Source organism: Pseudomonas sp. SWRI68 (assembly GCF_014269165.1).
In the GTDB taxonomy this organism is placed as follows: Bacteria; Pseudomonadota; Gammaproteobacteria; order Pseudomonadales; family Pseudomonadaceae; genus Aquipseudomonas; species Aquipseudomonas capeferrum.
On record NZ_JABWRU010000024.1, the window covers coordinates 39,223 to 63,073 of the forward strand.

The following is a 23,851-nucleotide window of genomic DNA, read 5'->3' on the forward strand; positions in this document are numbered from 1 at the left end:
AACCATCAAACAGCTTCCGACCAACGGGTTGCCGCTTAGTTGTCTGGCTGCCCCTTGATCAACTCGCGGCATCGCGCATCCAGGTCACTCAACTGTTTGCGTACCCCAGCCACGCCGAGTGCTTCAGGCTCGGGCGCGATGACATAGGCCGTTTCGCGGGCGATGGCATCGCAGGTAGTCTGGATCCGCTCCTGCGCGGCCCATTTGTCGGACAACGATTCAAAGCCCTCGCCGGCCGCCATCAGCTGCATGTCGAGCAACTGCTGCGGCTCGGCAATGGCCAATTCACCCTCCCACGCCGCGTCCAATACCTTTTCATCCGGGGCGGCAACCACCGGCGCCACTGCCGTCTCAGCGATCATGTCCGCCACGGCCAGCAGGCTTGCTTCGATCGACGCCTGGCTCAGCGGGTCAGGCTGCGGCGTGGGTGCAGGCGCAACAGCAACTTGCGCCACGGCCTCAGGCGCTGGCGTTACCGGCAAGGGCGCAGCGGCCGGTGGCTTTTGCAAACTGCCCGACAGATATGCCCCAAGTACAGCGAACGAGGTGTCCAGGCGGCCAAGCACAGGCCGGTCGGCATCTGCATAGTTATGCTCGAAGGCGCTGTGCATGCGAGCAAAGGTCGGGTCGCCCTTCACCACCGAGCGCACCCGCTTGGCGAATGAGCCGTCTTTCAGGCTGTCGACAAACGCCTTGCGCGACGCCCTGCTCTGAGGCAGGTCCGAAGGCTCTGGCGGCTCGACAGGGATGAAGTCGTTGATCCGCATTTCTTTGGGTGCAGGGCCAGCGGTGTAGAAGCCAAGGCCACGGATAAGCGCCACGCCACCGGTTTTGCCATTCTGCGATTTCTTGCCGATCAGGAACGTGAATTCGCCGTTTTCCTGCATGGCGACGTCGTCGTAGTTCAACCGGCTACGCTGTTCGATCGCGACATTGTCGGACTGTCGCAGTTTTTCATTGGCGCCCCCCGGCGAGCGCTCGAAATTACCTACCATGGCCTGCGAAGACTCCGCCGCCGCACCCTGCACGCGCCGCCAGGTCTCGGACTCGGTACCCGAAGTCAGTCGGCCGACGGCCCGGATATTGGTGTTTTCCCAGGTGGCATCGGCTTCTTCGGCACTGGATTTTTTAAGCGAAGAGAAGTCCTGCGCGGCAAACGTCACGCTGAAGCCCAGGCTGCGCGCCTGGGCCGGGGCCACCGCGAAGCCGACCACGGCGTAATAGCCGTATTCATCGAGGATGGTATAGAACGGGAACTCCGAGCCCGTGGGGCGGCTGTCGATGATTTCGCGCACAACCCCTTCAACCCGGTTACCCAGGCAGCCGGCCATCATCTGCTTGATGCTGCCGACGATCATCTTGCCGAGCATGCGCATGCTGTCCGGTGCACGCTCCAGTGCAGGCAGCAGCACCACCAGCAGCCGTCGGTTGATCACCACATCGTAGAAATCGACATCGCCGACCCGGGTCTTGAAGATGTGCCCATAGTTGAACGTCAGGTCGTTGAAGATCCGCCCCAGCTGCATCACGATGTAACCGTGCTGTTCGAGGGTCTTGGTTTCCTGCTTCTTCAACTTGGCTTTCTGATAGCCCGGCAGCGTCAGCAGGTACGAGCGCAACGGTGCGACGATGACATCGAACATGTCGCCGTATTTGCCACCGTGCTCCCACACCAGTTCTTCGATGATGTTCAGCTCGAAGTATTCCAGGTACTTCTCTGGCGACAGGTTGATGTGCCCCTTGTCACGCAGGTAGGTCAGTGGCCGGGTCAACGCCGCCACGAACATGATTGCGCGGCCTTTCCACATGTCGCCGCCACCGCCCGAGTCATCCATCAGCGAGACGATCAGCTCGATCAACATGCCGGACGAGGTGTTCCCCATCATGTTCATGTTGTTGGTGACCTTGTCGACCTGCTTCTCCACGAAGTCGCGGCCAGAGGTGATGAAGTTGATGATCAACAGGTCATCTTCACGCCCCAGGTAGCGCGACAGGCGGAATATTTCCTTCTGCAGCTTGGGGTCGCCCTTGCCATCGACATAGATGAAGCCCGTGTTCTGTACCAGTGCGTTGAACACGATGCCCAGCAACAGCTCGGTGTTATGGGTGACCAGGCTGTCGTCGGTGATGTACAGGTGGTGTGGGTGATCGATCTCGATGCACTGGCACTGCGCCTGGCCGGCAGCGGTGACTTTCCAGACCTCTGCCCAACCGTCGAACTTGGCCGTACCGCGCTTCTTGCGCACCTTCGGCAGCATCACCACGACGCCACGGGCCATCAGCGCCCGAATGGCATCGGTGGTCACGGTATGGGCTTGTTCAGTGCCGTCCGGTTCGCGGCTGAGGACGCGCCACAGGTGGTCGCCGGTCGCCTGGGCACGGCGGCCGTCGCGCGTGGCGATGGTCCAGATCGGCTGGATGCCCTGCTCGATCACCCGCAACACAGCGGCGTGCTTGCCATCGGGTGTGCACACGCTATCGCCCACCTTGACCTGGCCCATCGCAACCCAGCCCTTCGGCGTGAGTACCTTGGCATGCTTGGGCTGAGGCTTGCCAGAACCGGTGGTGCCCAGTACCAGCTGGTGCGTCCTCAGGTCACTGTCGCCGGCGTAGATCTGCTCTTTGGTTTCCAGGTCGTTGCCGAAGAGGGTGACACCCTCGCCCTTCTTCTTGCCCTTGTAGGAACCATCGTTGACATCCGCCAGCTTTGGCACCCGGTACGGGAAATCGAACGCCCGGTTATCCACCGCCACGAACTTGCGCTTGAAGGCCCAGGCCAGCAGCAACAGCAGCTCACCCGAAAAAGGCACCTTGATCAGTACCAGGGCCAGGATCGGCAACGCGAACGTACCGAACACCGCACCTTCGGCAGATTGAAAGAAGTCACTGAAGCGCTGCCCGGCCAGGCGAGTATCTTTGCGCCGCCGGCTGCTGCTGACTTCATGCTGACGGGATGCGCCCTTGTACTGAGCCATCTGTCGCCCCCTTAAACCACGTCTTCGAATGCACTGGCGCTGATGTAGTCAGCGACCAAATCCTTGGCGATCCGCGCAATCACGGACTGCTCCATGTCGTCATCGACAAACTCGACGTCCTTGAACGTTTCGCGCTTGAGCCGCTCGACCATGTCCTTGCAGCCCCCTGACGGGAAGCGTCGGGCAAGCAGCGCCAACGCATCCGGGCGCGGCATATGCTCATAGAGCATGGTGCGCAGCTTGCGGTCTTCGGCGGTGGTGGTCAGTGCCCAGAGCCGCATCGGCCCGGCAGACATGGTGAACAGCTGGCTGTAACTGGCGTTCTTGGTCTCGAAACGCGCCAGGAACGTACAGCCGTGCTTGTTCGCACCGTGGACGAAATTGACCAGCGCATGTTCTTCGGTATCGGAAAGGCCAATGTTCTTGCGGAGCCAGTCGCGGGTTTCCTTGGTGCCCGAGTCGAGGATGAACGTGGCCGTGGCGATCTTGGTGAGCGGGCCGAAGTCCTCCATCAACTGGGAAGCCAGGATGATTTCCATGTTCCACTTTCGCGCCTCACGGCCGTCGGTCTGCATCTGTTCCTGAAGCCCGGAGTGGCCGCCAGTCTTGTGGAACTCGTCCATGCACATGACCTTGTATTCGTCTACCAGGTCGGCGACCAGACGCTCGTAGAACGGCAGGTACTTCTCGGTGAAGAAGGGGAAGTCCTCTTTCGAGAAGGCCACCTTTTTCATGAAGCACTGGCGAGCGATCATGTACATCAGTGCAGTCTGCTTCTTGGCCGAAGCAGAGCCCTGCAGCGCCACGTCCTGCAGGTCGAGGGCAACGATGCGGGCACTGCCCACGTCGAAGCGGGTGTGGTCGGAGAACACCGGGAAGTCGCCGACCGATTCGCGAATGCCGAGGATGAAGGCATCGACCAGGCTGCGCCCCACCTCACCAGAGCCTTCGTATTCGGCGCGAACCTCTTCGGTCGATGCCACCGCTACCAGATCATTGAGGGTCGGCACCGCATAGCGCTGGGTCACCTCGGCTTCGTACACCATGCCGGCGTCGAACATCGCATCGACCAGTTCCCAGTAGGTGGTGGCAGGAAGAATGCGGAAGCCCAGCTGCGCCACCGCCGTGTCCACCACGTCGTTGTGCCCGGGCTTGTAGGTCTCCGGGCTGGCCCGTTCGATCTTGTCGTCCTTGCGTCGGTAGGCCAGGTCGACCATGCGCCCCACAAAGTTGCTCATCCCTTCGTAAGGTTTTTCGCGCTCGGGCGGCGTCACCAGGATGGTCAGGAAGTTCTTGTTGAACTCACGGTCCTTTGGCAGTGGATAACGCTGGCCCAGCGGCGTATCAAGCGGGTTGATGCAGTCCTTTCTGGCGTTCTGCAAACGTTTGTACACCACCAGGTGATGAAGCCTGGGTGGCAGGTTGTCGCGAACCAGGTCGCAGAAGCCGGACGAGGAAATCCCGATATCGGTAATGCCGATGTAGGGCAGGCCCGTCAGGCCCGGCATCAGGCAGGACTCGAAATGGTTGTTGTTCATCAACACCGATTTGCCCGAACCCGGCTTGCCGGCGATCAAGGTGATCCATGTGGTCTGCTGGGACGAGAAGCGCTGATACTTGAGGATCTTGCCATCCAGGCTACGGTAGATGGTCGACCCCTCCTGGAACGGCGACGCGGGCCGGGTCAGCGGCAGCATGGCCACTGCATCGCCCAGCGGCGCGGCCGCAGGGTCGCCGAGGTGCTTGGTGGTCAAGGCCAGGCAGTTGGACTGGAACGCCTGCATCGGGTTGCCGGTACGCTCGATGAATACCGGTTGCCCCCATGCCTCCAGGGTGCGCCACAGCTTCGATTTGCGCAGCGCAAGTTCCTTCACGCCTTTCTCGTCGGGGCTGGACCAGGTCATCGCGGCAATTTGCAGCTTTACCATGCACTCGCCGTCGCGCACACGCTCGCGCAGTTCTTTGGTGGCCAGGTTGATGTTGCGGTTCTGTTCGGAGGTGACCGAAAGCAGTTGGGCAAACAGGCTTTTCCAGGCCAGCACACTCATGCCATCGGAAGACAGCATGATCGACATGGAGTACGGCAAGGCCCTGGACACGCCGTTTTCCTGGGTTTCTGCACGGTTGAGGCTGTTGAACAGGGTATTGAAGTACTGCGGCTCTGCCGGCGGAATCGACATCAGCAAAGGCGCATACACCCGCGAGCCGACCCTGACGCTGGTGGGGTCTGGCAGCAGGCTTGTGCGTTGCCCACTGCCAATTTCGCCAGAGGTGACCATGATCTGGCTGGGCAGCGTGGGGTACATGAACTCCGACTTGTCATTGCTGCGGTTGTTGGCCTTCCAGCGCATCGGGATTGCGCTGCCAGGAATATAAGGCTTCCAGCTACGCGGAGTAATGTCGGGGTTCACCTTGGCACGGATTGCGCGAATCGCTTCGCTGACGTCGAGCACATCGGCCGAGCAGCCGAACTCGGGGGACGTCAGGTCTTCGGTAATCTTGGCGACGAAGGAAAGGTGGCGATCCTTGAGGTAGGAGATGGGGCGCAGCAGGTTCTGCGCCTCGGCGGTAGCGGGCCAGTCCGAGGCTTTTCTGAACTCGTTGGTGGCTTCGCGGGCCATCGTCTTTTCAGTCTGGTCAAGCAGCGCGGGCCGCGACCAGAACACCAGGTAGCATTCTTCGTCATACACATACTGCGCGTACTTTTTTACCCCTTCATTGATCAGGTGGCGTACGTTCAGGTTCAGCCGCTCGGCGGTAGCCGCCTGCTGCAAGGCGTTCTGCTCCAGCGGCGCGGTGGCATCCAGGTCACGGCTGAAGACAATCTGCAGGTGATGGCCGCGCACCTTGAAGTACACGGCAAGCGATGCTTCCAGCAAGCTCACGAGCCGTTCGAACTGTTCGCGACCCAGCACGCTCTTGGTGCCGTTGAAGCGCACGATTGAAGCCAGCGAACCGTCGTTGGCGACGATGGACTGCCCACCATCGACCGTCTCCAGGTCGCAGTAGTCCTGCACGTCTGCTTTGAGCTGGCTCAGAACCGTCAGGATCACCGCCTCGAGTTTGTTAAACATGTCCTTGTTCTCCCTTGATAACGTTCTCAACGGCGAGGCTGATCAGCTCTGCGTTCGGGTGCATTAAGCAAAATGCTTGAATAGTTGGCCGGTCAATGCAGACCAACTGTCGGGCAAAAACAGCGCGCGGTTATGCGTTGCGTAGTATTCAAGTTGCCCGTCCTTGAATGCGCGCTTGGTGGGAAACAGGCGCAGCGGGGCCAGCCACTCACCACGCCTGGCGTATTCCTCATCACTGACCAGGTGCTTGCTGGCGAGTGTTTCTGCCACGCCAAGCACGGTGATCAGTTCACCGCCATACACTTCCTTGAGGGTGTCGCTGCCACGAAACTTGAACGCCGCCAGCAGGCTGGCCAGTTTCTCGTTGACGGCCACATCGCCCAGTAATTCGTTCACGTAAATACAACGGGCAATAAGGTTGATTTCGGTCTGCGTCAACTCCTGAACGGCCACGAAAAAGCCCGTGTTGTTCATGGCACACGCGCCCAGGTGATGCACCTGGCGGCACAAGTTGCACGCAGTGACGAGATTCTCTTTGCTGCAGTTTTCGGCATTGCCATCCAGCGCGTGAAGTTCCTGAAACTTGGCAGACTTGAAACCACAGAAGCGGCAGGTGTAATTGTCGCGCTGCCACACGGCCGTGCGAAGTTTGGCGTTCGCTTCACTCAGCAACGTGCGTTGGTCATCGTCGGAGCGCCAAAGCGGTCGACGCACACCAAATACCGGCTGGTTGGCAGTACGGCTGAGATAGCCACTTGCCAGGGTGGGGACATTGACGGCCTTGTTCTCAGGAGAGGGTTGTTCGCTCACGTCTGAAATCCCCGAAACGGTTATTGAAAATGCGGGGCATTGCGCCCCGCGCTACGGTAGGCGGCGCGCAGCCTTAGCCGACGGTGGTGTTGCGCATGATCCACATCACGGTACCGACACCCGCCATCAAGCCGCCGATGAACAGGCCGACGATGGCGGACAGTGGCTTTTCACGCTCGTCCTTGGAAGCTTTCCACAGGGTGTAAAGCGACATGGCCACGACCACGAAGCCACCAATCGACACCAGGGAGATCAGCAGCGTGGCACCGCCCTGGGCGGTGTCGTCGATGTTGGTCATGACATCGCTGGCCGTCTTGCCGCCAGAGGTATCCTGGGTCAGGTCGGTCTTGGTGATGGCGAATGCCGATGGCGCGGTCAGGGCGCCGACAGCAGCGGTAATTGCGCGAACTTTGGCCGAATCGTAAGCAGCTTTAAGGGTTTTGAGTGCTTTCATGAGTGACGCTCCTTGGGTTTCATAGTGCGTGAAGCCGTTACGACCACGGCGTGAAAAGTCCAACCAGATTGAATCCGATTGTGTTGTTGAGTACATCGCTGAACCATTTGAAGTTCCACGCCAAGATGCCGCCAATAATCCACCCACTGGCAGTACCCAAGCCGGCTTGCGTTTGATTGTTGTAATAACCGTTAACCGTCAACCAGCCTTTCACCATGGCAATGAAACCGACCACTTGCATGATGCCCAACAGGGCCAGCGTTGCCAGTTGTGCTTGCGCTTGCAACGTGCTCCCGGAAGAGGAATAAGACAGCATGCGCGAGTTGGCATAATCGCCTGTCAACGTGCGCGACATGATACCCATCCACTCCAGTGTGCCGATGGCCAGTAAAATCGAGCCAATGACCAATTGCACACACGCTGAACCGACGGAAAACCGCTGGCGCCCGGCAACATACTTCAATGCGTTGTCGTGGGTAACGCCCCAAATTTCCACCAACGCAGCAGAGGTCAGGTAAAGCCCGATAAGCGCGGCAATACCCTGGCACATCATGATCGCCGTCGGTATGACTTTACCGATGTTGACCATCACATCTACGAGATCGGCATATCCGGCTGCCATGTGTATTTCCCTATTTAAAGCGCGGGCGCGGTGACCACGATGCCACTGTTGCCATCCACCGCGAGTACATTCAGTTCACGCTGTACAGGCGGCAATCTTTCGCCGGCTTTTACGCTGTCTTCACGCTCGCCGCTCTTGACCCAGGCGCGGTGCCCGACAATCGCCTGCACCTTGTAGCCACTGGACTGCGGGATTGCATGGCCGCCTTTGGCAAGCCCTTGTGCCGGGGTGGCTACCGGGGCCTTGCGCGGCGGCTTGACGATGTCTACCCGCTGACGGCTCGCCTCGAAATAGTCCATGCGCTGGTTCAGCCCAGAGAGGGTGCTATCCAGCTGCTTGATCTGGTTGAGCAGCAGCTGGGTATTGTGCTGGGATTCCTGACGCACGATCTTCAGCTGTTTCTCACTGTTCTGCTGGGCCTCGAGGGCGGCTTGCGCCTGCTCCTTGGACTTGGCCAACTCAATGCTCAGCACATCCATCCGCGGCTGTTGCGCAGCCTGCGCCTGGGCTGGCGTCATGCGCTTGGCTTTGGCGGGCGACGACGACACCTTCATCACCATCACGGCGATGAGGATGAGGGCCACGAAGCTGCCGGCAAAAACGCCTAAAAGTTTTCCGAACGACCAGTTCTTCATGTCGAACTCCTTATCGAGATTGATCGTGAACGTCTTGCAGGAAGAACAGGCCAAAGCCCTTGTTCGCAGGCGTCGCGTAAGTAGCAGGCCGGTTGAACCCACGGCGCACTTCCGAGGCGATGGAGGTACCCAGCTCACCAACCGACATGCCGATAACCTGCTTGGAGGAAGGCTCGGTGGTGGTCTGGGCCACTACGCCGCTCGGGCTGATGACCGTGGTGCCCGCCGTCTGCTGGTAGGCCCGGCCGTAACCGGACAGCAGCGAGGCAGCGCCCAGTGCAAAGTAGCGCTCCATGGTGTGGTGGTCCTTCGTCTCGGCAATGCCTTGCTTGGCATCGTCTTCGCGAAGCGCCACTGCACTGATACGCATGGTGGGGCGTGTGTCGTTTACCGGCGGCGCAAGAATGGTGAACTTGACGCGGATGTTGTCCGGCGCCTGCTCGATCTTGCCGATCAGTTTGGAGCCGTTCCACTTGCCGCCACGGATGGTTGCCAGGACATCGCCGCCGTCATCGGTGTTGACCTCGGCATCGAGCGTGGCATACATGATCGTGCCGGTCTTGATCAGCAATTCGCGGTCGGTATCGCCCACGGCCTCGATGGCGCTGGGGTCTTTCTTGTCCTTGGCGGTACGCGCCATAGCGCCCCCGTCGTCGGCCACAGCGCGCTCGGCCGGGTAGTAGCTGACCGTGCTGAAGCTGCTTTTTTCAGCAAACCCTTTGGCGCTTTCCGACTCGCCCATGAGCTGCTTGATCGACTTGAGCGTTTCGCTTTTCAGCTCGCTGACGTAGGCATCGCGCTCTTGGCGGGCCTTTTTCAGCTCTTCCTCCAGGCGCCGACGCTCCTGCTCCTCTACCTGGGCGTTGCCCGCACCACCTTGCTGGCGAGCCGCTAGCGCAGCGTTCGCCGCCTCTTCGCGGGGCGGTTGGCCGGCCCCGACATAGATCGGCGGCGGAGCACTGGTATCGTTGTAGGGTTGCCCAGGTACATTGAACTGCACCGCCTGATCGCGGGCGTAGTCCTTGCTGGTGGAGGCCACGATGTTGGGGTCGAAGCCCGGCTGATACGACATGCCGCGCTCGGCGGCCTGCTGAGCTTCCAGTGAGCTGCGCTGGTTGCGACGTTCGGCTTCGGCAGCCGAAATCGGATCGACCGACACTTCGGGCTGTGGCGCACGAGGCACATCGACCTTGGCTGTCTGGCCGACCGGCTCGTCCTTGGCGGTCATGCCGTTGTAGGCCAGCGCCCCCAACGCAACCACCACGATGCCGGCAGCAATCAGCGAGACCTTGCCAACACCCGAGCCGAACACGGCTTGCAGATTGCGCTGCATCTCGTTCGACTTGCGCGCCTTGTCCGACTTCCCGGCAGAGGCTTCGTCGCGATCGGCCACCAGGTGATCGTGCTCTTCATCAAAGCCTGCGTCACTGGGCGGTGTATTGTTCTCACTCATTGCAGATTCCCTTGCTCGATGAAGACGGTAACGGCTTGCCCACCGGTCGTGAACGTGACGCTGTTCTGCAAGCCGGCGTAGCGATACACGGCCACCCCAGTCGTGCTGCGCGCAGCGTTGGTGTACGCCGGGTACTGAGCGTCAGCCTTCGCTTTCACATACATGTTCTGGCGATAGCTCCAGGCCTCCACGCCATCCAACCCGGTCACCCTCAGGCGCAGCGCTTCCTTCGGCGGCACGCCATCGAGGAAGTAGGTCAGCGCATTGTCGATGCTTGGCATGTTCTGCAGGGCAACCGAGGCCGCAGCGTCAGGGTTGCGCCCTGGCACCTTGGCATCCACCCGCATGTCCACTTCCTCCTGGCCTGCGGCCAGAATCAGAATGATCGGGGTGGACAGGCCACGCAGGGTGACGGTCACGTTGCCATAGGCAGCAGCAGTGGCTGGGTCCAGGGTCAGGATGTTGGTAGGCGTCACCCCGCCGCCCTGCCCCTGACCGCCTTGCGCACCGCGCTCGCGCCCATCGCTGAACAACTCACGGTTGATCGAGACGTTCTGGATCATCCACGGTTGCCCGGCATAGTCAGAGAACACGATCGATGATTGCTGGCCTTTGCTCAGGCGAACGATGGGCGGCGACACGCCCGGATCCAGGTTCAGTGCCAGGGTGCGAGTCACAGGCTTGGCCGGGCTGACGTAGGGCGTGGCTTTCTGTTTTTCACGATCGAGCCAGAGCTTTTTGACCAGCTCCAGTTGCGCAGGGGTCAGTTGCGAGTCCTGCACATCCTGAATGGTTTCGTTGACGACATCTTCCGGACGTGGGTAGACCACTTGAGCAGCGCTGGCTACTTGCCGACCGAGGCCGTTCATGGGCGGCAGGGGTGGCGCTTCATTGGCCTGCGCGGCATCGACTTGCCCGGCGCCATCGACGGTAACGGGCGCGATTTGCGGCTCGTTGGCAAACGCAGGCATGACAATAGCGCTCGCAATCAACGATGCGATCAGATGCTTCTTCATGGTCACTTCCTTGAGATATACGGCGACAGCTGAACAGAATCGACGGCGATCCCTTTGGTGTTAGTGGCCGAAGCCGGGATCTGAACGATGGTGACAGCCGCCAGGAAGTCCTGGCGCGAGCGCGCCTGCTGGTCACCACCGACATAGAATTCGATGGCGACAGGCACCTGTACCAGCCAGTAGTTCTGACCTGTTGCGAGCACACCGCTTTCTTCGACCTGGGCAACTTGAGTCGCCATGGCACGCAATATCATCCGGCCCTTGAGCACGCGCTCCAGGTTCCCCGAGTCGTCCAGCGTCTTCAGGAAGGCCTTGCGCCCGTCATCCGTGTACCAGCGGGCACCGGCGGCATTGAGGTTGGAGCGGTAATTCACATAGTCGTAGGAATACGAATTGACGACGGCGTCTTTGGCGTACTCAGCCAAGGTCGCAGGGGTGACCCGTGGGTTGCTTTCAGTCGAGACTTCACAGATGGCGTGGTTATCCGTGGTCGGGATCCAGCGGTACTTCGGGTACCAGAAAACGACGGCGCCGATGGTCAAGCCGAATACGCATGTGAGTGCCAACAGTTGGCCCCAGACGCGCTTGTTACGGCGCTTGAGGTCGAGGCACTCCAGCTGCAGACGCTTGACTTCCCGGACGGTAGCCGCTGCCTCCCCGGGCGTTTCGTCCAGCGCCAGCTCCAGCAGCTTCTCTTCATCGGTGCCCCGACGAGCTTCCGGCCCATCGCCACTCGGGGTTCCGTGCTGGGTTTCCTTACTCGACATTCCGGATTTCCCCTGTCGTTCCGTCGTAAATGCAAATCGAGTCGGTTCCGTCATAGAACACGACGTTTTCAAAATTCGTTTGTGTCACGAGCCAGATGGCGGCGACCGCTACACAGGGGAGCAAGGCCATGCAGGCCCACTCACCGACATCCAGCAGCACGCAGAGCATTCGGTTGTAGCGGCGCAGCGCGCGTACATCCACGTCTTCGCTGGACCTGCTGCCCCATGATGTTGTCGTTGACTCGAGTTCATCCATATCTCGCTCCGTGAGCAGCATTTTCAGCCAAAACTTAGAAAGGTGCAACACCGAAATTTTGACAGATAGGGACAATCCTTGCAATCCGCGACGTATTTTTGCACGCCTCTGTTACCCCTTCATAAACCCTCATGCCATTTCTGGACCACCCGTCATGACGCCTTGACCATGGGAAAGACAGGGTTATTCATAGCTGCGCACTGCCGCTAAAAGGCAATAAATACCTGATTTCAAAGGGTTTTATTCATCGGCAAGGCCATAAGGTGCCGCACCCCTTAGGCGAGGGGGCGCACCATCAGAACACCACTTTGAAAAATGCGTGGCAGGACTAATCTTTCGATCTATACAGCCTGGTCATTCATGAGCGTTCAGAATGCCGGGCAGGCGACCGGGCAGCGCTGGCGCAAGGGCCAGGCCGACAGGATGGCGGGCAGGGTGAACAGCAGATTTCGCAACATATCCTCCATGACAGGCCTGGATCGTGGTCCAGACCTCTCCATCAACCCTGTACGGACACAGGGTATTTCGCGTTTAGAGTGTGATCGTTCAAGGCTTGAAGTTCGCCCTCGACCCGGTCTGTCCATCCTGCTTTCAAGCGCGCCTGGGGCCGCTACGATGGACCCTGCCGAGGGTCGGACGGCGATTTTCCACTATCCATTCACCTTTATGCGATAGGGGCCTTTTGCCATCAACTTGCTTGATTGACCCCTAGCCACCGCGAACGTTGCGTCGCAGCCCAAATTTTCTGGCTTAAATTGTTGGACGAGCGGGTAAAAATAATTGCATTACGCCACCTCTGGGCAGCCTGGCTAGCGCATCAGGCCGCTTGCTGGCCCGCCGCGAGGCGGGCCTCACAAAAGCCCGCCTTACCAGTTGTAACTCAACTTGGCCGTGAACTCGCGCCCCGGGTTGTAGTAGTTCGCCGTGCCGGAACCCACCACATGCTGCTCATCAAACAGGTTGCTGACGTTCAGGGCAAGGTCGGTGCCCTTGGCAATTCGGTAGTTCAAAGCCGCATCGAACAACGTGGTCCCATCGCTCTTCTTGGTATTGGCAGCATCCATGTAATAAGCGCCAACATACCGCGCGCCCAGGCCGACGCTCACGTCTGTATCGGGAATGCTGTAGTAGCTCCACAACGAAGCCGAATGCTTCGGCGCGGTGGTAAATTCCTTACCCTTGAGCGACGAGCCGTCATACAACGCCCCGCGCAGCACTTCGGACTCCATATACGAATAAGCCCCGATCACGCTGATGTTCTGCGTCACTTGCGCCTTGGCTTCCAGATCAAGGCCGCGCACGCGGGACTCACCTACCGTCTGCTGCTCGATGATGCCGCTCGGTAGCACCACGGCGATGGTGACGTTTTCCTGGGTCAGGTCATAAATGGCAGCGGAGAACAACGCGTCCATGCCCATGGGCGAATACTTGATACCCACTTCGTACTGCCGGCCGGTCTGCGGGGTGACGCCGACCTGGGGCGGCGAGACCGATTCGACCATGCTCACGTAGGTCGAAACCTCATCGTTGACGATGTAGGTCAGCGCACCGCGGTAAGAGGTTTCGGAGAAGTTGTCGCTTTCACTCCCCACCGCGCCGATGTACTCCTTGCTGGACAGCTCCATGGAGTCATTACGCACGCCCGCAGTGGCGATGACGCGGTCGTAGAACGACAGGTTCTGCTGCAGGAACACCGCCTTGGTCGTGGCGTCATTCTTTTTGCGGGTATAGGGCGTGATGCCGCCTGGCACACCGGTGAATACCGGGTTGGCGATGTCGATCGAAGGCGCCAGGCCATAGACGGAGCTTTGCTTGGTGGTCGAGTCCAGATACTCCACCCCCACCAGGGTGCTGCTGTCGACGTGCTCGAACTGGGCATCGTACTGCAGCATCAGGTTGCCGTTGAGTTGGTCGGCGTCGCTGTCGGTACCAAACACGTAGCGGGGAATGGTGGTGCCAACGCGCGTCGGGCTATCGCTGAGGTAGGCGTAGCCAAAGTCATCGCTCAACTCGCTGTAACGCAGGTTGCTGCGCAGCACGAAGCCGTTGTCGAAGTCGTGGGTGATATTACCGCTGAGGCTGGTGCGCTCGACGTTGTGGAAGTTGTAGCTGGGCTCACCGTAAAAATCGCTGCGGTCGTATTCCTTGTCCAGCGGGTAACCACCGCTGTTCGGCGAACTGTCGGTCTTCAGGTAGTCCAGAATCATTGTGGCGGAGGTGTAGTCGGTGGGCGCCCAGGTCAGGCCACCCATCACGAAGCGGTTGTCGTCCTGGGAATGGTCGTACTCGCGGTCGCTGTTCTGCATCTTGGCGGTGAAGCGGCCGGCAAGGGTTTTTTCGTCGTTCAGGGCATCGCCTACATCGATACCTGTTTCGGCATGGTCATAGGAGCCGTAGGTCACGTAGCCTTGGCCGAACTGCTCGAAGCGCGGCTGTTTGGTCACGAAGTTTACCGAACCGCCTGGGTCTGCCGGGCCAAACAGGGTGGAGTTGGCGCCGCGCAGAATCTCGATGCGCTCGTAGGCGAACGGGTCTTCACGCACGCCGCGCATCGAGCTCAAGGTCAGGCCATCGCGGTAGGTCGTGGCCTGGAAGCCGCGGATCTGGAAGTAGTCGTTGCGGTCGTCCGAGCCATAAAAGTCGCTGATGACGCCGGGGGTGTAGAGCAGCGCCTCTTCCGTGGTGCTGACACTGCGCTGCTCCATTTCCTTGCGGGTAACCACAGACACGGACGCAGGTGTGTTGAGGATGCTGGTGGCGACCTTGCCACCCACCCAAAGCTCCTTGGCAACCACCGAGTCGGTGTCGTCGTCAGCACTGGCCTTGACCTTGGCATTGATGATGACCGGCGCAAGGCGATAGTCCTCGGTTGCACCCAGTTCGAGCGGGCCGGCAGGCTTTACTTGCGGGATCACCAGGTAGGCGTTCGGGCCTTGCTGCTGCGCCTGTAGCTCGGTGCCCTGCAACAACGACGACAGGGCTGCCGGTGTTTCAAGCGGGCCTTGTACGCCTTGGGTCGTGCGGTCGGCGATGCTCTGCGCATCGTAGGAAAGGCTGACACCTGCCTGCCGCGCAAAGCGGTCAAGCGCCGGCGCCAGCGGGCCGGCAGGGATGCTCCACTGCTGCAGCGGGTTGTTGTGATCAGCAGGCAATGGTTGCGCTAGCGACGGCAACGCATAGCTGCTGACAACCAGCCCCAGGAAGGCGCCATGCAAGGCTCGATTCAAGGGGTGGCGCTGGGGAACCGGGGTCGAACTCATTTTCTCGCTCCGTGGAGTGCTGGCGGACTGGCCTGTATTCCGGCCTTCCCTACAAGCCGAACGAGAATGAGAAAACACCTCATTTATTTTCACAACATTGTGCAAAAGCCGCCGGCCCTATAACTGCCCGTCCGCCACCAGCGCTTCCTGCAGGGCGGGCAGTGGCCGGCTCAGCAACGCGCCGACCAATACCGCGAACAGCAGCGCCGCCACACCTGCGGCCTGCAACACTGCCTCGAACCCACCCATGAACGCCTGGCGGGCCAAGGGGGCCACCGCCTCCCGCAAGCCGGGCTCAAGCACGGCCAACGCCGCCTGCAAGTCGCCCGCCGCAACCCGCGTGGCCATCGCGGCAACCTGGCCCAGCTGCGCGGGCGCCACGGCGGCCATCGCGTCGTAGAGCAATTGCCCGCTACGGGTAGCCAGTACACCCCCAAGCACACCGATGGCCAGCACAATCGCGCCGAACCGCGTGGTAGTGCTCAGCCCGGAAGCCATGCCGGTGCGCTCACGCGGCACGCAGGCCATGATGTTCTTCTGCGTATCGCCATTGAGCAGGCCTGCGCCCGCGCCCAGCACCAGGCTAGCCAGGGCAAAGGCGGTGTAGCCGCCGTAGCCTGCGGCCCAGGCACACAGCAGGTTGCCCACCCCCACCAGCACCAGGCCAAGGGTGAACACCTGCGCTGGGCTCAAGTGCGCAGCCAGGCGCATGCCCAGCCGCGGGGTCAGCAACATGGCCACGGCGAATGGCAGCATGCCCGCACCGGCCGCCAGGGCCGACAGTTGCAGGCCGTTCTGCAGGTACAGCGGCAACAGGGTCATCATCACCTGGGCGCAGGCGGCGTAGGCGAACATGCCCAGCAAGGCACCGACGAAGCGCCCGCTGCGCATCAGCCGCAAGTCGATCATCGGCCGCGCCTGGCTGCGCTCGACCATGATGAACAGGCCGAACAGGAACGCGCTGATCAGCATCCGCCCCAGGGTCTGGGCGCTGCCCCAGCCGACCTGGTTGGCGTCGATCATGGCCCAGATCAGGTAACCCAGGCTGCCGGCGAACGTCAGGCTACCCCACGGGTCGAGGCGTGCTGCGGCGCTGTCGCGCGAGGGCTCGACGCTGCGCAGCACCATCACTGCCAGCACCACCACCAGCGGCAGGTTGATGTAGAAGATCCAGCGCCAGCCCAGGGTGCTGGCAATCACCCCGCCGAGCAGGGGTGCGAAGGTGATGGTGGCGCCCATGCAGGCGCCCCAGAAGGCCCAGGCGCTCAGGCGTTGCTGGGGTTCGTGGAAGCGATGGCCGATGGCCGCGAGGGCGGCTGTCAGTAGCATGGCCGCGCCGATGCCCTTGGCGGCCCTGGCCAGGTCAAGGAACATCAGGGTGGGGGCGGCGCCACAGGCCAGCGAAGCGGCACCAAACACGGCCAGGCCGATAAGCAGCATGCGCCGCCGGCCGAAGCGGTCGGCCAGGCTGCCGGCGGGCAGCAGGCACGCGGCGAAGGCCAGCAGATATGCGCTGACCACCCATTCGATGTCGGCAAACGAGCCGGACAAGTCACGGGCGATACTGGGCAGGCTGACGGCAACGATGTTGGTGTCGAGGATGATCAGCGCACAGACCAGCGAGGCGGTGAGCAAGGTGAAGCGCGGGGAAGCGGTGATGGGCATGGCAAGGCTCCAGAAGCGGGCTGGTTGTCATGGGGCCCCTTGCTGTGTCACCGGCAACTGCCGATACCTTTGCCGCCACGCCACCAGCCTTGTAGTGTTGTCCTCACCTTAACGCCGTCAGCCCCGAGGCTTGTTAGCCGCCAAGGCCCGCGTCATTAGCTTGCAGGTAACACCGCATGGAAATCCGCCATTTCCGCTACTTCCTCTGCGTCGCCCAACATGGCCATTTCACCCGGGCTGCGGAACAGCTGGGCATCGCCCCGCCCACCCTCAGCCGGCAGATCCAGGACATGGAACGCGAGCTGGGCGTACGCCTGTTCGAACGCAGCCAGCGCGAGGTCAACCTCACCGCCGCCGGCCAAGCCTTGCTGATCGAAGCCGAACAGGCCGTACGCCAGTTCGACGCGGCGCAACTGGGTGCGCAGCGTGCGGGCCGAGGCGAGAGTGGCAGCATCGAGTTGGGCTATGTGGCCTCTGCTGCCTATTCGGGCATGCTGCAGCGGCAAGTGATCGGCTTCAGCGAAAGCCACCCCGGCGTGCGCCTGAACATCCGCGAACTGCCCATGGCCGAGCTGCCCGACAGGGTCAGCGACGGCCTGCTTGACCTCGCCTACGTGCGTTCGCCCATGGAGCTGCCTGACACGCTGCAAGCCATCGGCCTGCACCAGGAAGGTTTTGTCCTCGCCCTGCCCGCCAGCTCACGGATCAACGAGCTGCCACAGATCCCGGCGGCACGCCTGGCCGGTGAAACCTTCATCCTGCCCGAGCAGATTTCCGGCACGCTGGAAGTGGCGGCACAAGGGGGTTTTGTCCCGCGACTGGGCCCGCAACCCGGTAGCCTGGTGGCGGTGATCACGTTGGTGTCGTTGGGCCAGGGCATAGCCGTGGTGCCGGAGTCGGTGGTGCAGCGCATCAGCTTGGCGCAGGTGAATTACCGACGCATTGCCGATTGCCAGGCCAGTTCGTGGCTGAGCCTGATTCATCGGCGTTTCGAGAAGGCGCCAGCGGTGGTCAGGTATATCGAAAGGGTGCGCCGCTGATTGGCTGTTTGAAGGGTGGTGGGGCGTCAGTGTTCGCCTCGGCATTTTCAGCGCCTGTGAGATCGAGCGCCACTACAAAACCCAAGCCAAGCACCTGCCCCCACCACTCCATCACCCCACCGACCGCGCCGCCACCACCTGCGCATGCCCCCGCGAAGTGACGATCCCCAAGAAGGAAATCACAATCGCCAAGCCCAGTGTCGAGCTCACTTCCACCCGGTGCTCAGGCGTGTACATCATCACCGCCAGCGCCGCCGCGATGAAGATGATCACGGCCCAGGTCAACCACGGGAACAGCCACATGCGGAACTTCAGCTCGGTGTTCTCGCGCTCCAGCCGGCGGCGCATGCGCAACTGGGAGATGGCGATGACCAGGTACACCAGCAAGGCGATGGCGCCGGAGCTGGCCAGCAGGAACTCGAACACGCCCTTGGGCGCGAAGTAATTGAGCACAGCAATGGCCGCGCCGATCAAGGTACTGCCGAACACCGCAGAGCGCGGCACGCCGACTTTCGAAGTTTTGTTCAGGAAGGCCGGTGCATCACCGCGCTTGGCCAGCGAATACATCATCCGCGAAGCAATGTAGATCGACGAGTTCATGCAGCTGGTCACCGCCACCAGCACCACCAGGTCGACCATGAAGGCCGCGTTGGGGATGTTCATGATCTCCAGCGCACGCTGGTAGGAGCCCACCACCGCCAGCTGTGGATCGTTCCACGGCACCACCGAGATGATCACGAAGATCGACAGGATGTAGAAGGTACTGATCCGCCAGATCACCGAACGCGTGGCCTTGGCGATGTTGCGTGAAGGGTCGCTGGACTCGGAGGCGGCGATGGTCACAGCCTCGGTACCGATGAAGCTGAACATCACGGTAATGAACGCGCCGATGACCGCTGACCAGCCCTTGGGCGCGAAGCCACCGTGCTCGGCGATCAACCCGCTCAACCCGCTGACTTCACGGTTTGGCAACCAGCCCATCAGCGCCGCGAAGCCCAGGCCGATGAAGCCAAGGATCGCCGTGACCTTGAGAATCGCGAACCAGAATTCGAACTCACCGTACTTGGCCACGCTGAACAGGTTGGTGCCCGCCAGCAGCAGCACCGAAGCCAGGGCGAAGATCCAGCTGTCCACCTGCGGGAACCAGGCGTTCAGCACATGCCCTGCCGCCAGTGCCTCGATGGGGATCACCAACACCCAGAACCACCAGTACAACCAGCCGATGGTGTAGCCAGCCCAGCGGCCGATGGCCTGGTCAGCGTAGGTGGAGAACGATCCGGTGTCAGGGTGCGCTACGGCCATCTCGCCGAGCATGCGCATGACCAGTACCACCAAGGTACCGGCCACGAAGTAAGAAATTATGGTGGCTGGCCCGGCCGCAGCGATCGCGTGCCCGGAGCCTACGAAAAGTCCCGCACCGATGATGCCCGCGATGGACAACATCGTTACATGACGTGGCTTGAAACCTTGTGCAAGGTTGCCATCAGATCCCACGGTGTTCATTGATCTTGTTCTCTTTTTGCTGACACAAGGAAGGACGGGGGCAGGCGTAGGCGAACAATATCTCCTTGAGAGGCCATTGAAATGACACGTCGCTCACGCGCTGTTGTTGGCCTTCTGCACGCTTTCAGAGCAACACATCAGTAGAATTCGGGGTTCATTTAAGCCCCGTAAGGCGTAGGAAAATTACACGAGAACGTCCCGCAGGTGTGCGATCACGACAACGCTTTTCCATTCCCGTCAGATGTCGCGATTGGCATGTCCAAACGCGCCATCCGGCCGTCTGGCGCTATCGCTTTTCATTTGGGTGTGTATCGGCCATGCATGAAAAAACCCGCTCCCAAGCGGGAGCGGGTTTATCGGGGTAACGAACCGCCGTGACTCAGCGCACCAGGCAAGGCCGCTTGTTGTCGAAGCGCCAGCCCGGTATCAGAAACTGCATCGCCACGCTGTCATCGCGCGCGCCGAGCCCCATGTTGCAGTAGCACTCATGCGCCTTGGCCAACTGGTCCTCATCGATCTCCACCCCTAGCCCCGGCCGTGCAGGCACGCGCACCTGGCCATCGACGATGCGCAGCGGCTCACGCGTCAGGCGCTGGCCGTCCTGCCAGATCCAGTGGGTATCGATGGCGGTGATCTCGCCCGGCGCCGCTGCGGCCACCTGAGTGAACATGGCCAGCGAGATATCGAAATGGTTGTTGGAGTGCGAGCCCCAGGTCAGGCCCCAGTCATGGCACATCTGCGCCACCCGTACCGAGCCCTGCAAGGTCCAGAAGTGCGGGTCGGCCAGGGGGATGTCCACGGACTGCAACTGGATCGCATGGCCCATCTGCCGCCAGTCGGTGGCGATCATGTTGGTGGCGGTGGGCAACCCAGTGGCGCGGCGGAACTCGGCCATCACCTCACGGCCCGAGTAACCGTTCTCGGCACCGCAAGGGTCTTCGGCATAGGCCAGCACGTCGTGCTTGTCACGGCACAGGGCGATGGCCTCTTTGAGTGACCAGGCGCCGTTCGGGTCGAGGGTGATGCGTGCATCGGGGAAGCGCTCGGCCAGGGCGGTCACCGCCTCCATTTCTTCCTCGCCGCGCAGTACGCCACCTTTGAGCTTGAAGTCGCTGAAGCCATAGCGCTGGCGGGCGGCTTCGGCCAGGCGCACGACGGCTTCGGGCGTCAGCGCCGGCTCATGGCGCAGGCGGAACCAGTCATTGTCAGCATCGGCCTCGGCGCGGTAGGCCAGGTCGGTCTGCTGGCGGTCGCCGATGTAGAACAGGTAACCCAGCATCTTCACCGCTTCACGTTGCTGCCCTTCACCCAGCAGTGCGGCCATGGGCACGTGCAAGTGCTGGCCGAGCAAGTCGAGCAAGGCCGACTCGACGGCGGTGACCGCGTGCACAGCGATGCGCAGGTCGAAGGTCTGTAACCCGCGGCCGCCGGCATCGCGGTTGGCGAACGCCTGGCGCATGGCATTGAGCACGCGCTGGTAATGGCCAATGGGCTGACCGACTACCAGGCTGCGGGCGTCTTCCAGGGTCTGGCGGATCATCTCGCCACCCGGCACTTCGCCCAGGCCGGTGTTGCCCGCGCTGTCGCGCAGCACCACCACGTTGCGGGTGAAGTACGGGCCATGGGCGCCACTGAGGTTGAGCAGCATGCTGTCGTGGCCGGCCACCGGGATCACGCGCAGGTCGGTGACCACGGGGGTGGCGGAGTGCACGGCGGGTGTCGTCTGCATGTTCATGGTTTTTATCTCGCAGTCATCAGTGGGTCTGGCCCAGGGCCGAAGGCGCCTTGAGCTCATCGGAAGGGGCGCCCTTGGGGCGGGTGCGGACGAAGAACACGGCGATCGCCGCCAGCACCGACGTCACCGCCAAGGCGTACAGGCCGCCCTGTATCGAGCCGGTCTGTTGTTCGAGCAGGCCGAAGGTGGTGGGCGCGACGAAGCCGCCGAGGTTGCCGACCGAGTTGATCAGCGCGATCACGGCCGCCGCGATGCGGGCGTCCAGGTAGCCCTGGGGGATCGGCCAGAACAGTGATGAGGCCGACTTGAACCCGATGGCGGCAAAACAGATGGCGACGAAGGCGAACACCGGGCCACCGGTGGTGGACATGAACATGCCGATGGCGGCGATCACCAACGCGGCGGCCACCCAGGCCTGCTGGAACTTCCAGCGGCTGGAACCGGAAGCGAAGGCGTACATGGCCAGAATCGAGATCAGCCAGGGGATCGAGTTAAAAAAGCCGACTTGCAGGTCGCTGAGGTCGCCCATGCGCTTGATGATGCTCGGCAACCAGAAGGTCGCGGCATAGATGGTCAACTGGATGCAGAAGTAGATCAGGCAGAACAGCACGATCTGGCGATCCTTGAGCAGGCTCCAGGCAGAAAGCTTGACCGCGCCGACTGCCTCACGCTGACGTTGCTCGCTGTCGATGGCCTGCACCAGCGCCGCCTGCTCGGCCTGGCTCAACCACTTGGCATCCTGCGGTTTGGAGTCGAGCCAGAAGAATACGAAGAAGCACAGCGTCACCGACGCCATGCCTTCGATGAACAGCATCCACTGCCAGCCGTGCAAGCCCAGCCCCTGAATCTGCATCAATGCGCCGGCCAGCGGGCCGGAGATCAGCGAGGCCAGCGCCGAACCGCTGAGGAAGATGGCAATCGCCTTGCCGCGCTCGGCGCCTGGCAACCAGCGGGTGAAGTAGTAGATCACCCCGGGGAAGAAGCCGGCCTCGGCAACGCCCAGCAGAAACCGCAGCACATAGAACTGGGTTTCGGTCTGGACGAAGGCCATGGCCGTGGCCACCAGCCCCCAGGTGAACATGATGCGGGTCAGCCACAGCCGAGCGCCGACACGCTGCAGCAGCATGTTGGAGGGCACTTCGAACAGTGCATAGCCGATGAAGAACAGCCCGGCGCCAAACCCATAGGCCGCCGCACTGATGCCCAGGTCGCTTTCAAGGTGGGGGCGGACGAAGCCGATGTTGACGCGGTCGAGGTAGTTGACGATGAACATGATGACGAACAGCGGCAGCACATGGCGTTTGACCTTGGCCACGGCGCTGGCCAGTGTGTCGCCGCCATTGCAGGCAGGCGGAGCGAGGGTGTCGTTCACTTTGCGGGTCTCCCACTAGTTGTTTTTATGCGGGTTGTCTGACATGACAGTGGGGGGAGCATAGGCTTCGCGAAGTTGTACGACAAGATCGATAAAATCGCTAAAAAGGCAAAATACAAGCTTTCATAATGAGAAAATGCTGCGATCTTTCAAAAAAAACTGCGCACAGCGCTGGCTTCAGCAGACTAAAAACCAGCAGAGATTATTGTTATGAATTAACTTGTCGTACAAGCCAACCGATAACACCGAGCCCACCATGGACACAGCCCCCACCCGTGTTCGCGGCCACAGCCGCGCCCACGACCTGGTTTCCAGCCTGACCCAGCAGATTTTGCTGGGCACGTTCAAACCCGGCGACAAGTTGCCCTCGGAAAACACCCTGGTGCGCGAGCATGGGGTCAGCCGCACTGTGGTGCGCGAAGCCTTGTCGAAGTTGCAGGCCTCAGGGCTGGTGGAGCCCCGCCACGGTATCGGTACATTCGTGATCGAGCGCCAGCCCCAGGCAGGCCTGCGCGTTGGCGCAGAAAACGCCGCCAGCGTGCGCGACCTGCTGGAGCTGCGCATCGGCCTCGAAGGCCAGGCCGCCGCCCTCGCCGCGGTGCGTCACAACGACGGGCACGTGGCACGCATGCGCCAGGCGCTGGACGACTATCAAGACCTGGCGGCCGCCGGCGACAGTTGCATCGAGGCTGACCGGCGCTTCCACCTGTTGATCGCCGAGGCCACCGGCAACCTGTATTTCAGCGAAATGATGGTGCAGCTTGGCAGCGGCCTGATCCCACGTAACCGCATGGCCCTGGCCGAACGTGCCGGGGCCAGGTTGGCCCGGCATGCGTACCTGGCCAACCTGGAGCATGAGGCGATTCTCAATGCCATCCGCCGCCAGGACCCGGATGCCGCGCGGGCGGCGATGTGCCTGCACCTGTCCAACAGCCGCGACAGATTGCTGCCCGAATGACCTTGTGGAAACCACCTTGCGGGCCTTTGTAGGAGCGGCCTTGCGTCGCGAAAGGGGTGCGCAGCAGCCCCAGGTTCTATGTCACAGCAGAGATTGCCGGGGCCGCTTCGCAGCCCTTTCGCGACGCAAGGCCGCTCCTACAAACTGGACTGCCCCCAAGAAGTTGGACAAAAAATCCAACCCTTGGGGGGACCGATGGGCAAATACACAGAGCAGTTCAAACTCACAGCCATCTCAGCCTACCTAGATGGTAGCG

General features: G+C 61.4%; 17 protein-coding genes. 2 read left to right on the forward strand and 15 right to left on the reverse strand.

Annotated elements, in window-relative coordinates; genetic code table 11:
* Positions 1-35 precede the first annotated feature (35 nt).
* From HU770_RS23785 to HU770_RS23840, 12 genes are all read right to left on the reverse strand, one after another.
* Entirely contained in the window at positions 36-2,975 is a 2,940-nt protein-coding gene (locus HU770_RS23785; RefSeq protein ID WP_186665824.1) for a TraM recognition domain-containing protein, read from the reverse strand.
* Positions 2,976-2,986: 11 nt separating this feature from the next.
* The gene (locus HU770_RS23790; protein WP_095063837.1) at positions 2,987-6,049 is read right to left on the reverse strand and encodes a type IV secretion protein DotO; all 3,063 of its coding nucleotides are present in this window, start codon (positions 6,047-6,049) and stop codon (positions 2,987-2,989) included.
* 63 nt (positions 6,050-6,112) lie between these two features.
* Positions 6,113-6,859, reverse strand: a complete 747-nt coding sequence (locus tag HU770_RS23795; RefSeq protein ID WP_095063838.1) for an HNH endonuclease — start codon at positions 6,857-6,859, stop codon at positions 6,113-6,115.
* Between the two features lie 73 nt (positions 6,860-6,932).
* Positions 6,933-7,313: a hypothetical protein gene (locus tag HU770_RS23800; protein ID WP_095063839.1), complete on the reverse strand. Its 381-nt coding sequence runs from the start codon at positions 7,311-7,313 to the stop codon at positions 6,933-6,935.
* Between the two features lie 37 nt (positions 7,314-7,350).
* Entirely contained in the window at positions 7,351-7,935 is a 585-nt protein-coding gene (locus HU770_RS23805) for a type IV secretion protein DotIE (RefSeq protein WP_095063840.1), read from the reverse strand.
* A 14-nt stretch (positions 7,936-7,949) separates the two neighbouring features.
* Positions 7,950-8,570, reverse strand: a complete 621-nt coding sequence (locus HU770_RS23810) for a type IV secretion protein DotF (protein WP_095063841.1) — start codon at positions 8,568-8,570, stop codon at positions 7,950-7,952.
* Positions 8,571-8,580: 10 nt separating this feature from the next.
* The gene (locus HU770_RS23815) at positions 8,581-10,023 is read right to left on the reverse strand and encodes a DotG/IcmE/VirB10 family protein (RefSeq protein ID WP_186652627.1); all 1,443 of its coding nucleotides are present in this window, start codon (positions 10,021-10,023) and stop codon (positions 8,581-8,583) included.
* Complete coding sequence (locus tag HU770_RS23820; protein ID WP_186652628.1) at positions 10,020-11,039, reverse strand: DotH/IcmK family type IV secretion protein; 1,020 nt, start codon at positions 11,037-11,039, stop codon at positions 10,020-10,022. Before HU770_RS23820 ends, HU770_RS23815 begins: the two co-directional genes overlap by 4 nt.
* 2 nt (positions 11,040-11,041) lie before the next feature.
* Complete coding sequence (locus tag HU770_RS23825; protein ID WP_095063844.1) at positions 11,042-11,806, reverse strand: DotI/IcmL family type IV secretion protein; 765 nt, start codon at positions 11,804-11,806, stop codon at positions 11,042-11,044.
* Positions 11,796-12,062: a hypothetical protein gene (locus HU770_RS23830; RefSeq protein ID WP_095063969.1), complete on the reverse strand. Its 267-nt coding sequence runs from the start codon at positions 12,060-12,062 to the stop codon at positions 11,796-11,798. The genes HU770_RS23825 and HU770_RS23830 overlap by 11 nt, the downstream gene beginning before the upstream one ends.
* A gap of 866 nt (positions 12,063-12,928) precedes the next feature.
* The gene (locus HU770_RS23835) at positions 12,929-15,322 is read right to left on the reverse strand and encodes a TonB-dependent siderophore receptor (RefSeq protein ID WP_186665832.1); all 2,394 of its coding nucleotides are present in this window, start codon (positions 15,320-15,322) and stop codon (positions 12,929-12,931) included.
* Between the two features lie 117 nt (positions 15,323-15,439).
* Positions 15,440-16,987: an MFS transporter gene (locus HU770_RS23840; RefSeq protein WP_186665834.1), complete on the reverse strand. Its 1,548-nt coding sequence runs from the start codon at positions 16,985-16,987 to the stop codon at positions 15,440-15,442.
* Positions 16,988-17,163: 176 nt separating this feature from the next.
* On the opposite strand from HU770_RS23840, the gene HU770_RS23845 reads away from it, so the two are divergent.
* Entirely contained in the window at positions 17,164-18,027 is an 864-nt protein-coding gene (locus HU770_RS23845; protein ID WP_186652631.1) for a LysR family transcriptional regulator, read from the forward strand.
* Positions 18,028-18,138: 111 nt separating this feature from the next.
* Here the strand turns inward: HU770_RS23845 and gabP are convergent, their stop codons facing one another.
* The 3 genes from gabP to HU770_RS23860 form a co-directional block, all read right to left on the reverse strand.
* Positions 18,139-19,530: a GABA permease gene (gene gabP / locus HU770_RS23850; protein WP_186652632.1), complete on the reverse strand. Its 1,392-nt coding sequence runs from the start codon at positions 19,528-19,530 to the stop codon at positions 18,139-18,141.
* Positions 19,531-19,909: 379 nt separating this feature from the next.
* On the reverse strand, positions 19,910-21,265 hold the full coding sequence (gudD, locus tag HU770_RS23855; protein ID WP_186665842.1) for a glucarate dehydratase: 1,356 nt from the start codon (positions 21,263-21,265) through the stop codon (positions 19,910-19,912).
* Between the two features lie 19 nt (positions 21,266-21,284).
* The gene (locus tag HU770_RS23860; RefSeq protein ID WP_033701668.1) at positions 21,285-22,637 is read right to left on the reverse strand and encodes an MFS transporter; all 1,353 of its coding nucleotides are present in this window, start codon (positions 22,635-22,637) and stop codon (positions 21,285-21,287) included.
* Between the two features lie 256 nt (positions 22,638-22,893).
* Here HU770_RS23860 and HU770_RS23865 point away from each other — a divergent pair, with 256 nt between their 5' ends.
* A complete protein-coding gene (locus tag HU770_RS23865; protein WP_186665844.1) occupies positions 22,894-23,595 on the forward strand; it encodes a FadR/GntR family transcriptional regulator in 702 nt (233 codons plus the stop codon).
* Positions 23,596-23,851 lie beyond the last annotated feature (256 nt).

Bases quoted from the DNA above. Each gene is read 5' to 3' on its own strand.
- HU770_RS23785 (WP_186665824.1), bottom strand. From the start codon at position 2,975: ATGGCTCAGTACAAGGGCGCATCCCGTCAGCATGAAGTCAGCAGCAGC.
- HU770_RS23790 (WP_095063837.1), bottom strand. From the start codon at position 6,049: ATGTTTAACAAACTCGAGGCGGTGATCCTGACGGTTCTGAGCCAGCTC.
- HU770_RS23800 (WP_095063839.1), bottom strand. From the start codon at position 7,313: ATGAAAGCACTCAAAACCCTTAAAGCTGCTTACGATTCGGCCAAAGTT.
- HU770_RS23805 (WP_095063840.1), bottom strand. From the start codon at position 7,935: ATGGCAGCCGGATATGCCGATCTCGTAGATGTGATGGTCAACATCGGT.
- HU770_RS23810 (WP_095063841.1), bottom strand. From the start codon at position 8,570: ATGAAGAACTGGTCGTTCGGAAAACTTTTAGGCGTTTTTGCCGGCAGC.
- HU770_RS23815 (WP_186652627.1), bottom strand. From the start codon at position 10,023: ATGAGTGAGAACAATACACCGCCCAGTGACGCAGGCTTTGATGAAGAG.
- HU770_RS23820 (WP_186652628.1), bottom strand. From the start codon at position 11,039: ATGAAGAAGCATCTGATCGCATCGTTGATTGCGAGCGCTATTGTCATG.
- HU770_RS23825 (WP_095063844.1), bottom strand. From the start codon at position 11,806: ATGTCGAGTAAGGAAACCCAGCACGGAACCCCGAGTGGCGATGGGCCG.
- HU770_RS23830 (WP_095063969.1), bottom strand. From the start codon at position 12,062: ATGGATGAACTCGAGTCAACGACAACATCATGGGGCAGCAGGTCCAGC.
- HU770_RS23835 (WP_186665832.1), bottom strand. From the start codon at position 15,322: ATGAGTTCGACCCCGGTTCCCCAGCGCCACCCCTTGAATCGAGCCTTG.
- HU770_RS23840 (WP_186665834.1), bottom strand. From the start codon at position 16,987: ATGCCCATCACCGCTTCCCCGCGCTTCACCTTGCTCACCGCCTCGCTG.
- HU770_RS23845 (WP_186652631.1), top strand. From the start codon at position 17,164: ATGGAAATCCGCCATTTCCGCTACTTCCTCTGCGTCGCCCAACATGGC.
- gabP (WP_186652632.1), bottom strand. From the start codon at position 19,530: ATGAACACCGTGGGATCTGATGGCAACCTTGCACAAGGTTTCAAGCCA.
- gudD (WP_186665842.1), bottom strand. From the start codon at position 21,265: ATGAACATGCAGACGACACCCGCCGTGCACTCCGCCACCCCCGTGGTC.
- HU770_RS23865 (WP_186665844.1), top strand. From the start codon at position 22,894: ATGGACACAGCCCCCACCCGTGTTCGCGGCCACAGCCGCGCCCACGAC.